This is a genomic window from Ramlibacter sp., from assembly GCF_029866045.1.
GTDB lineage: Bacteria > Pseudomonadota > Gammaproteobacteria > Burkholderiales > Burkholderiaceae_C > Ramlibacter.
Genome location: NZ_JARXAB010000170.1, coordinates 1 through 11,348 on the forward strand (window position 1 = coordinate 1; position 11,348 = coordinate 11,348).

Here is an 11,348-nt window from a genome sequence, read left to right on the forward strand (position 1 = left end):
GTGGGGTCGCTCTCCAGGTCCTGCTCCCGCGGGTGCAGCACCTCGAAGACCACGCCGTCCCAGGACCAGCGCTGCCCCTGCAAGCAGGGCATGGGCGGGCGCGCCTGGGCCAGCGCATGCCCGGCCGGCAGGGAGGCCAGCAGATCCGCCTGGGGCTGGTCGGCCAGCACCGCTGCGGCCCCGCCCGCGTGGTCGGCGTCGGGGTGGCTCACCACCAGCCGATCGAGGGCAACCCCGAGCGCCCGCAAACCGGGCGCGACCACCCGCTGACCGGCGTCGATCTCTTCTCCCCAGCGCGGGCCGGCGTCGTACAGCAGCGCGTGGCCGGCGGTGCGCACCAGCACTGCCTGACCTTGGCCGATGTCGAGGGCCAAGAGTTCGAACTGTCCAAGTGCCGGTCGAGGCGGCTGCCACAGCAGCAAGGGCAGGGCCAGCGGGAGACCCGAAAGCCGCAGCGCCAGCGGCAGCCGAAGCACCGCTAGCACCGCGCCGGCCAGTGCCGCCGCGCCCATCCAGGTCGGCGCCAGGGGCAGCGAGAGCACCGCCCCCGGCACAACGGACAGGGCTTCCAACACCAAGCCCAACCCTTGCACAGCCCAGGCGGCGGGATGCCAGAGAACCGGCCAAAGCACGCCCAGCAGCGCCAGCGGCAGCACAACGCCGGTCACCCAGGGAATGGCAAGCAGATTGGCCAGCAGGCCCACCAAGGACACCTGGCCGAAGAGGAGCAGCGTCAAGGGCGCCAGCGCCAGGGTGACCACCGCCTGCTCGCGCAGTAATCCCAGACCATGACGCTGCCACCCGCGCGCAGCGGGTAGGTCTGCAGACCCCGCCCCCATCAGCACCCCCACCGCGACAAAGCTGAGCCAAAAGCCCGGCTGCAGCAGGGCCCACGGGTCCCAGACGCAGACGGCGGCGGCCACCACGGCCCACCCCGTGGGCCAGGGCCAGCGCCGTCCGGACAAGCGCAGCGCACCCACGACGGCGAGCATGCCCAGGGTGCGCTGGGCAGGTACCCCGCCACCACTGAAGGCCGCGTAGGCAGCCGCCAGTAGCAAGCCCCCTGCGATGGCCGCATGGGGCGCCGGCCATGCCTCGCAAAGCCGAGCGCTGCGACGCCAGGCTGCGCCGACCGCGAGTGCCGCCACCCAGGCGAAGACCGTGACATGCAAACCCGAAATGCTCACGAGGTGAGCAATGCCTGTCGCCCGGTAGAGCGCCCAGTCTATCGGCAAGATCGCCCCCTGGTCTCCGACCACCAGAGCCGCCAGCACGCCAGCCGCGCTGCGGGCCTCGACGCGCGCGAGCAAGGCGTCGCGGACGCTTTGCCGGAGGCGGTCGAGGCAGGGCCACCCGTTCTGGCCACCCGCGAAGACACAGGCCGAACCCAGCAGCACCGGAGCCATGTCGCGGGGCCCCTGGCGCACATAGCCCCAGGCCTGGATGCCACGCTCCCAGGCACCCAGCTCTGGATCCGGACCCCAGGGATTGGCGAGACCATGGGGCGCCTTCAAACGCACCACAATGCGCCATCGATCGCCGGCCCTGAGCACCGGGGTGGTGCGAGCAGAGACCGGTGCGGCTAGCGGCACCGGATTGGCGATCACGGCACGGGTGTCCGTATTGCCATTGAAATTGGCATTGGTATCCGCATTGATATCCGTACCCGTATCCGCATCGGCCGGTGTCACTGCGCCGTACCAAGAGAGTTGCACCCGCCGCAGCCCACCCAGGGACGCGGGCGGTAGCTGAGCGCCGGCGCTGGAGACCGCGCGGGCTGAGGTCACTGCAAACTCGAACCGGTAGCCGCCCTCCACCGCCTGCGGCAGTGCGTCAATGCGGCCCTCCAGGTGCAGGTCTCGGCCCTCGACGATGGCGGGCAGTGCCCGGGCTACACGCTCCACCGCGCGCAGCCCGGTGCTGCCCCAGCCCAGACCGAAGGCCAGCGCGAAGACAAGGCACCAAGCCCCCGCGCTGCGAACCCATGCCCTGTGCGAGGGACGAAGGTGCGGATGTGCCCACTGAAGTGCCCATAGACCCGCCAGTGCGACGCTCACCCCCCCTGCGACGCAGGCCAGATACGCCTCGGGCCGCCACAGCTGCGCCTGCTGCAGCTGGCAAGCGCAGCCCAGCAGCACCCCCAGCGCCAGCGCGGCCGGGCCCGGTGCAGGCGGTGAACCTTGCGCATCCGTGGCGCTGACACCGGCTGCTGGCGCCACGGGCCCTGCGGTCGGGCAAGCCGGGTCAACAGCGCCAGTCGCTTCGCCGGCAATCACGGGAGCCCTTGCCACCATCGCGCTTTTATACTTCCAAAGGATTACATCCGGGAGCCCGCCATGTCAGACCATCCACCCCCCCCTTCCCCATCGCTTCCGGCGCTCCACGAGGGCTTCCCCGCCATGCGCGTCGCGCACCTGGAGGCGCTCCGGTGAGTGCTCCGGCCTGTACCACCGACGCGGACCCACCAGCGCTCCTGGCGCGCGACATCCTCGACGCCCTGCCTCACCATGTGCTGCTGATCGACGCACAGGGGCGGGTGATCGCCACCAACAAGGCCTGGGAGCGGTTCGCCCGGCACGGTCAAGGCGCGCTCTCCTGTGCGCGTCTGGGCCAGAGCTATCTCGAGGCCTGCCAGGCCGCGGTTCAGGCCGGCGAACCCGACGCACCAACGCTGCTGGCTCAGGTGCAGCGCCTGCTGGGCACCCCCCACGGGAGCGAGGCCGAGGTCGGCCTCGAATACGACTGGCAGGGCGGCCGCTGCTTCCTTATCCACCTGAGCCGGCATCCCGCTGGCACCGGCCTGGTGGTGACGCACACCGAGATCAGCCGCTGCAAGCGCGCCGAGGCGCAATTGCGCCAGGCGCTGCGCACGATCCAGGGGGTGATCGACGGCACCGACACCCTGGTCTATGCCAAGGACCTCGAAGGACGCTACCTGCTCACCAACCGCAGCTGGCGGGACCGCACCGGCCTGAGCGAACGCCAGGCCGCGCAAACCACTGACGAGCAGGCCTGGGGCCCTGCCCTGGCCGCGGCGCTGCGCGCCAATGACGCCCAAGCCCTGGCCAGCGGCGGGCTGATGGTCGCCGAGGAGCAAGCCGCCAACCACGGCCAGCCCGCCACCTACCTCTCGAGCAAGTTCCCGCTGGTCGATGACGCCGGCCAGGCCTGGGCGTTGGGCGGCCTGTCCACCGACATCACGCCCCTCAAGCAAGCACAGGACGCGCTGCAGGCACGCGAGCGTGAGCTGCAGTCCCTGGCCGACAACACGCCCGACGTGCTGGCCCGCTTCGACAGCGCGCAGCGCATGGTCTTCGTCAATGCAGCCATTCAGCGGATGACGGGGCGTCTGCCGCGTGAATTCATTGGCTCCACCCCACGCGAGGCGGGCCTGCCCACCGAGCTCTGCGAGCGCTGGGAAGCAGCCATCGCCGCGGTGCGAGAGGACGGCCTGGCGCAAACCCTGGAGTTCACCTTCCAAAGCCGCCGCGGGCCCCGGCACTACACCGGTCGCTTCGTCCCCGAGTACGGCCCCAGTGGCGCCGAGATCGGCTGCGTCCTGGGCGTCTTGCACGACGCCACCGAGCAAAAGCGGGCTGAGGACAGCGTCAACCGTCTGCTCGGCGAGGAACGCCACTACGCGCGGTTGCTGTCCCACCTGGCCGAGGCCTCGCGCCTGGTGCATGCCAGCTTGTCAGCCGACGAGATTGCCCAGGTGCTGACCCAGCAGGCACGTGAAATTCTGGGGGCGCAACGGGCCTGCACCACGGTGCAAATGCACGACGGCGACCGCCACCCGCCGATCCGTGCAGTGGCACGCTGCTGCGACCGCATGGGCTCGGACGACCCGCCGGTGCAGGGCGTGCTCAGCGTCCACCTCACCGGCCAGGGCGGCCGGCCGCTGGGGCGCCTGCAGGTCTGGGGCCGCGAAGTCAGCCGTGACGGAGGCCGCGAAGCGGCGCCCTTCAGCCCTGAGGACGAGTCCATCCTCACGCAGCTGGCAGCCATCGCCTCCACCGGCCTGGACAACGCACGCATGTACACCTCGCTGCGCGACGCCGACGTGCGCAAAGACGAATTCCTCGCCACCCTGGCGCACGAGCTGCGCAATCCCTTGGCACCGATCCGCAATGGCCTGGAAATCCTGCGCCGCTGCGACCAGCTCACAGGCGCCGCCGCCCGGGCCCAGGAAATGATGGAGCGCCAGGCCAGCCATTTGGTGCGCCTGGTCGACGACTTGCTCGACGTCTCCCGCATCAGCCGGGGCAGGGTCGACCTGCGCTGTGAGCGGATCACTGTTCAGTCCATCATCGACAACGCGCTCGAGGCTTCGCGCCCGGCCATAGACGCCGGCGGTCACCAGCTTTCCATCGTGCTGCCCGAGGGCGCGCTCTGGCTCGACGGCGACCTCACCCGCCTGGCCCAGGTGCTGGGCAATTTGCTGAACAACGCTGCCAAGTACACGCCGGAGGGGGGCCACATCAAACTGCATGTGCGAACCGAGGGCGCCATGCTGGCACTGGCCGTGAGCGACGACGGCGTCGGCCTGTCGGCCGAGACCCTGCCCAAGGTCTTCGACCTGTTCGCCCAGATCGAGCACACCCTGTCCCGATCGCAGGGCGGGCTGGGCATCGGGCTGTCCCTGGTCAAGCAGCTGGTCGAGCTGCACGGCGGCTCGATCATGGCCGAGAGTGAGGGCCTGGGCCTGGGCAGTCGCTTCACCTTGCGCCTGCCGCTGGCCCGCAGCGCACCCGGCCAGATTTATGCCGGCGACCTGGGACCGGCCGGCATGTCCGTCGGCGAAGCCCTGCGGGTGCTGGTGGTCGACGACAACGTCGACGGCGCCGAGAGCCTGTCCATGATGCTCGAGCTTCTGGGCCACCAAGTCCACCGCGTCCACGATGGGGCGAGCGCCATCACCGAGGCCACCGAATGGGTGCCCGACGTCGCGCTGCTCGACATCGGCCTGCCCGATCTCACCGGCTACGAGGTGGCCCGGCGCCTGCGGGCTGAGCCACGCCTCGGCGGTCTTCTGCTTGTGGCGGTCACCGGCTGGGGCAGCGAGGACGACCAGCGACGCAGTGCCGAGGCCGGTATCGACCACCACCTGACCAAGCCGGTCGACGCCAGAGCCCTCGAACGGCTGCTGGCGAGCCGGGCTGCAGCACAATCCGGCACTGCTCTTGCTTAAGCAACACCATGGCCATTCACGCAGCCCTGAGCCACGTCACCCATTACCGTTATGACCGCCCGGTGCAGCTCGGACCGCAGGTCGTGCGCCTGCGCCCGGCGCCGCACGGCCGTGGCAAGGTGCTTTCCTACTCGCTGCGGGTCGAGCCGGCCAAGCACTTCATCAACTGGCAGCAAGACCCGTTTTCGAACTACCAGGCCCGGCTGGTGTTCCCGGAAAAGACGCGCGAGTTCAAGGTCACGGTCGACCTGGTGGTCGAGATGGCGGTCTACAACCCCTTCGACTTCTTCCTCGAGCCGGCAGCCGAGACTTTCCCGTTTGCCTATGCACCCGAGCTGCAGTCTGAACTGGCGCCGTATCTGGCCGTCGACCCGGCCGGCCCCCAGGTTCAGGCCTGGCTGGACAAGGTCGACCGCAAGGCGCAGCCCACCATCGACTTCCTGGTGGGCCAGAACCAGCGGTTGCAGCAGGACATCCGCTACCTGATCCGCATGGAGCCGGGCGTCCAGACGCCGGAGGAAACCCTGAAAAAGGCCTGTGGCTCCTGCCGCGACTCGGGCTGGCTGCTGGTGCAGCTGCTGCGGCACATGGGCCTGGCGGCGCGCTTCGTCTCGGGCTACCTGATCCAGCTGGCGCCAGACACCAAGGCCTTGGACGGGCCCAGTGGCACCGAGGTCGACTTCACCGACTTGCATGCCTGGTGCGAGGTGTACCTGCCGGGCGCAGGCTGGATCGGGCTGGACCCGACCTCGGGCCTGCTGGCGGGCGAGGGGCACATTCCTCTGGCCTGCACGCCCCAACCCTCCGGCGCGGCGCCGATCGAAGGGCTGGTCGACGACGCCGAGGTGGAGTTCGCCCACCACATGGCGGTCACCCGCGTCCATGAATCGCCCCGCGTCACCCAGCCATACACCGACAAGCAGTGGCAAGAGGTTCTGGCCCTGGGCGAGGTGGTCGACACAGACCTGGCTGCCGGCGACGTTCGCCTGACCATGGGCGGCGAGCCCACCTTCGTGGCCGCCGAAGACCGTGACGCACCGGAATGGAACACCGATGCCCTGGGCCCGACCAAGCGCGGCTTCGCCACCCATTTGGTGGACAAGCTGCGCGCCGAGTACGGCGAAGGCGGCTTCCTGCATTTCGGTCAGGGCAAGTGGTACCCCGGCGAGCAGCTGCCGCGGTGGGCGCTGTCCATTTGCTGGCGGGCCGACGGCCTGCCTTGCTGGGAAGACCCTTCTCTTTTTGCCGATGAAAGGCACGCCCACCACTACACGGACGAAGATGCTGAGCGCTTCATCCGCGGCCTCAGCGCTAACCTTGGCCTGACCGACAAATGGGTCCTGCCCGGCTACGAGGACACCTGGTACTACCTCTGGCGCGAGCGGCGCCTGCCGGTCAACGTCGACCCCTTCGACGCGCGGCTGGACGACGAACTCGAGAGGCAACGTCTGCGCCGGGTCTTTGGCCAGGGCCTGGACAAGGTGGTGGGCTGGGTGCTGCCGCTGCAGGCGGCCGACCCCGCGCGCTCTGGTCCCGCGAGCTCAGCCCCCGTATGGAGTACCGGCCCCTGGTTCTTCCGCGACGAGCGCATGTACCTGATGCCGGGAGATTCGCCCATGGGCTACCGGTTGCCGCTGGACTCGCTGCCCTGGGTGAGCCAGGGTGACTACCCGTACCTGGTGGAGCAGGACCCTTATGCCCCGCGCGAGGCGCTGGCGCATCCGGGGCAGATGCGCACTCATGCGCGCACCCAGACTTCCCTCCAGACGCCCCTCCAGACGTCCCTTCAGACGTCCACCCCGATGCGCACTCAGACGGGAACGCAGGGGCAAGCCCAATTCCCGGCGCATCTGACTGGCGAAGCGTTCGCCGAAGGCGGCACCGTGGCGGTGCCCGGAGGCCGGGCGGCAGACGCCACGCGTCAACCGGGGCGCTTCGAGTCGGCCCACTGGGTCACCCGCACCGCCCTGTGCGTGGAAGTGCGCGACCCGCAGCGAGGCAACGGGCCCAAGGCCGAGCGCGAGCATGGCGGCAAGAACGGGCTCCTTTACGTCTTCATGCCGCCCCTGGAGCGCCTCGATGACTACCTGGGCCTCGTGGCCGCCATCGAAGCCACGGCGCGCGAGCTGGGCGTGAAGGTTGTGCTCGAGGGCTACCCGCCCCCGCGCGATGCCCGTCTCAAGCAGCTTCAGGTCACGCCCGATCCGGGCGTGATCGAGGTGAACATCCACCCCAGCGCCAGTTGGGCCGAGTTGGTGCAACGCACCGAGTTTCTCTACCAGGCAGCCTTCGAAACCCGCCTGTCGGCCGAAAAATTCATGACCGACGGCCGCCACACCGGCACCGGGGGCGGTAACCATTTCGTGATGGGGGGCGCCACACCGGCCGACTCTCCCTTCTTGCGCCGGCCCGACCTGCTGGCCTCCCTGATTGCCTACTGGCACAACCACCCGTCTCTGTCTTATCTGTTCTCCGGGCTCTTCATCGGCCCGACCAGTCAGGCGCCTCGGGTTGACGAGGCACGCAACGACCAGGTGTACGAGCTCGAGATCGCCTTGCGCGAAATCGAGCGCAGCAAGCTGCTGCATACCCCGCACATGCCGCCCTGGCTGGTCGACCGCACCCTGCGCAACATCTTGGTCGATGTGACCGGCAATACCCACCGCAGCGAGTTTTGCATCGACAAGCTCTACTCGCCCGATTCAGCCACCGGGCGGCTGGGCCTGCTGGAGCTGCGCGCTTTCGAAATGCCGCCGCATGCGCGCATGAGCATCGTGCAGCAGTTGCTGTTGCGTGCGCTCGTCTCGCGCTTCTGGAAGACGCCCTACCGCGCGCCGCTGGCCCGCTGGGGCACCCAGCTGCATGACCGCTGGCTGCTGCATGCATTCGTGGAGATGGACCTGCGCGACGTGCTGACGGAAATGCGCGAGGCGGGCTATAACTTCGAAATGGCGTGGTTCGCGCCCCACTTGGAGTTCCGCTTCCCGCTGGTCGGCCAGGTGCAGGCCCAGGGGGTGGAGCTGACCTTGCGCAACGCCCTTGAGCCCTGGCATGTGATGGGAGAAGAAGGCGCCAGCGGCGGCACCGTGCGCTATGTCGACTCTTCGCTGGAGCGGATGGAGGTGCGTGTGAGTGGCCTCAATGACAGCCGTCACGTGGTGACGGTCAACGGCCAGCCCCTGCCCCTGCAGCCCACCGGTGTGGCCGGGGAGTTCGTGGCGGGGGTGCGCTATCGGGCCTGGGCGATGCCCTCGGCCTTGCACCCGACCATTGGCACCCACGCGCCCCTCACGTTTGACATCGTGGACCGCTGGATGAACCGGTCACTCGGCGGCTGTCAGTACCACGTGGCTCACCCAGGCGGTCGTAACTACGTCACCTTCCCAGTCAACGCTTACGAAGCCGAGAGCCGGCGGCTGGCGCGATTTTTCCGCATGGGTCACACCCCGGGCTACCTGGGTATGCCGCCTGCCACACTTGACGTGATCGGCAGCCGCGAGTTCCCGTTCACCCTGGACCTGCGCAGCCCACCCCGCTGAGGCGGTGACCACGCAGGCCGGGGAGGGGTGCGTGCTGCAGCGGGGAATCATTTCGCCGGTTGCGAAGGTGCAGCGTGGCGGGGCCGCTTCAGGGAGCGGGGTATCAAGGCGTCGGCGAGGGCCCCCGGGTGGGCGTACGCATCGGGGCCAGCGTCGGTGCGAGAGGCAGTCTCAGCCGCAGCCGATGGCATGGCGAGGCGGCGAGGCCCTCGTGATGCCAGCGGCAATCGAGTGGGTCTCGATAGGCGTTCTGGTCCCGGCTCTGCAAGCTCTAGGGGCTGTGGTGCTGGCTGTGCTGGCTCAGACAACAGCGCCCGCCGCACCGGCGCGGTCGGAACGGCTGCAACTGCAGCCGCAGCCTCGCCCAGATGAATGAATGACGCGAAGGGCTGTGCGGGGAGGACGACCACTGCCCGGGACGCAAGCGAGTCCCCGTCCGTCGCGGCGAATGCATCGGGCTCGAAGCGGAGCAGGTCGGGCGGGTCGAGCCGGGACAGGTCGGGCCAGGTGTGGAGCGCGAACGAGCGCCGTGGCACGCACAGCACCCCCTCGTCTGGCGCCCGCCATGCCGAGGACGGCTTCGCCGCCTCTGGTGCGGCGGAGGCGGCCCCCGGTGCTCGGACAGCCAACGGTGATGGGGGCCGGCTTGCGCTGAGGGCGGCAGTCGGGCGGGCGCCGAAAGAGGAAATCATGGGTGATTGGCAAGGTGCTTGAAGGGGCGGCGGATTATGGGAAGTCGCCACGGCACGGGAAGGTCCGGACGCCTGACGGCCGGCGCCGATGCCACGACGGATGAGCCCGACGGCGTCACAGCCTTCGCCTTCGTCCTACCCGAGGGCTGCGCGCGTGGCGGCATCCTCGCCGTCATGCGCAAGCACCTCTGCGCCCATGGTTCCCAGCCCCGAACCCGGGCCTGCCCTGCAACCCGACCGACCCGCCTGGCGTCGCTCTGGGTGGTCCTGCTGGTGGGCGCCCTGTCCCCTGGCGCAGCCTCAGGCCAAGCCTTCGTGCTCGAGATTGCCGCACCTCCCGCCGAGCGGGCCTTGCTCGCCGAGCACCTGACCCTGCCGCGCTACCACGCGGTCACCGACCTGGACGAGGCCGAGCTGAACCAGCTGCTGGCGCTGACTGAGCGCGAGAGCCGTACGCTGCTCCGAACCATCGGCGAATTCAGCCCGGACATCACCCTCGAGCGCGATACGGGCGCGCAGCCGCTTCGGATCGTGCTGCGGGTCAAGCCCGGGCCCATCACCCGAGTTCTTGCTGCGAATCTCAACTTCGCGGGAGACATCGCCACTTCCGAAGACCCCTCCGTGCAGGCCCAGCGTGAGGGCCTGCTGCGAAGCTGGTCCCTGCCACCGGGTCGCCGCTTCACTCAGGCCGGCTGGGACGAGGCCAAGGCCAGCGCCCTGCGTGGGCTACAGGCACGCCGCTACCCGCGGGCGCGCCAGGTGGACAGCCGGGCCGACATCGACCCCGGCACCGCCCAGGCGCGCCTGGGCCTCACCCTGGACTCGGGCCCGCGCATGCGACTGGGGCCGATACAGCCCAGCGGCCTGGTGCGCCATACGCCCCTCATGGTGACGCGCCTGGCGCGCCTGCACGAGGGAGACGACTACGACGCGCAGGCTCTGCTCAACGCGCAGGACCGGCTGGTGGCCAGCGGCTACTTCGACGCCGCTTTCCTGCATGTGGAACCGGAGGCCGATCCCGCCGCGGCCCCAGTGCAAGCCACGCTGCGCGAGGCGCCGCTGCAGAAGGTGGTGCTGGGGCTGGGTATCTCCACCGACCAGGGCCCGCGCGCAACCCTCGAGCACCGCCACCTGCAACTGCCGGGAGTGGGCGGCCGGCTGGACAGCCGCGTCGATCTGCAAAGGCGCACGCCCTCGTTGCAGTCCGAGTGGCTGGGCCTACCTGATGCGCGCGGCTGGCGACGCGCACTGCTGCTGCGCGCCGAGCGCCAGCGTGACGGCGAGCTGCGCACCGACGGCCTGCGCCTGCGCGCCGGTCAGTTGATCACGGGCGAGGCCATCGACCGCAACGCCTTCCTGCAGTTGGACCAGGCCCAGGTGAAGGGCCCCACCCTCGCCGCCACCGGCGACCACCGCGACGGTCGCGCGGTCACCGCCAACTACGCCTGGACCACGCGCCGCTTCGACCAGCTGCCCGACGCACGCCGGGGCTTTGGCCTGGCACTGGAGCTGGGTCTGGGCATCACCCTCCTCGGGCCCCGACAGCCATTTGAGCGGACCTACTTGCGCGGTCTGTGGCTCCATCCCCTCGGAAACGAAGATACAGCCACCCAAGTGGCGTCCACTGATGCGGCCCGTGCTGGGGCCGGAGCTGGGCCACTCTCCGCTCGGGCAGGTCAAGGCGGTGTTGAAGACCTGGATCGCGAAGTCGGCAAGGACAGCGCAGGCCCTGGCCGGCTGGGTGCCTTCGCCGGCTGGCGCTTGCAACTGCGCGCCGAAGCCGGCGCGGTGTTCGCGCCGGCCCAAGCGCGGGTGCCCGCGACTGTCCTCTTTCGCACCGGTGGCGACACCACGGTGCGCGGCTACAGCCTGCGCGAGATCGGCGTGCGCCAGGACGATGGCAGCGTCGCCGCGGGCCACACCCGG

General features: G+C 69.7%; 4 protein-coding genes. 3 read left to right on the forward strand and 1 reads right to left on the reverse strand.

What is annotated here, in order from left to right; genetic code table 11:
- The coding region (locus tag QE494_RS16785; RefSeq protein ID WP_300045225.1) for a DNA internalization-related competence protein ComEC/Rec2 at positions 1-2,294 on the reverse strand (2,294 nt) is incomplete at its 3' end.
- Positions 2,295-2,428: 134 nt separating this feature from the next.
- On the opposite strand from QE494_RS16785, the gene QE494_RS16790 reads away from it, so the two are divergent.
- From QE494_RS16790 to QE494_RS16800, 3 genes are all read left to right on the forward strand, one after another.
- Positions 2,429-5,191 (forward strand): PAS domain-containing protein, encoded by a 2,763-nt coding sequence (locus QE494_RS16790; protein ID WP_300045227.1) that lies wholly within the window; start codon positions 2,429-2,431, stop codon positions 5,189-5,191.
- An 8-nt stretch (positions 5,192-5,199) separates the two neighbouring features.
- On the forward strand, positions 5,200-8,730 hold the full coding sequence (locus QE494_RS16795; protein WP_300045229.1) for a DUF2126 domain-containing protein: 3,531 nt from the start codon (positions 5,200-5,202) through the stop codon (positions 8,728-8,730).
- 728 nt (positions 8,731-9,458) lie between these two features.
- A partial coding sequence (locus QE494_RS16800) for an autotransporter assembly complex family protein (protein WP_300045231.1) occupies positions 9,459-11,348 on the forward strand: 1,890 nt, incomplete at its 3' end.

Bases quoted from the DNA above. Each gene is read 5' to 3' on its own strand.
- QE494_RS16795 (WP_300045229.1), top strand. From the start codon at position 5,200: ATGGCCATTCACGCAGCCCTGAGCCACGTCACCCATTACCGTTATGAC.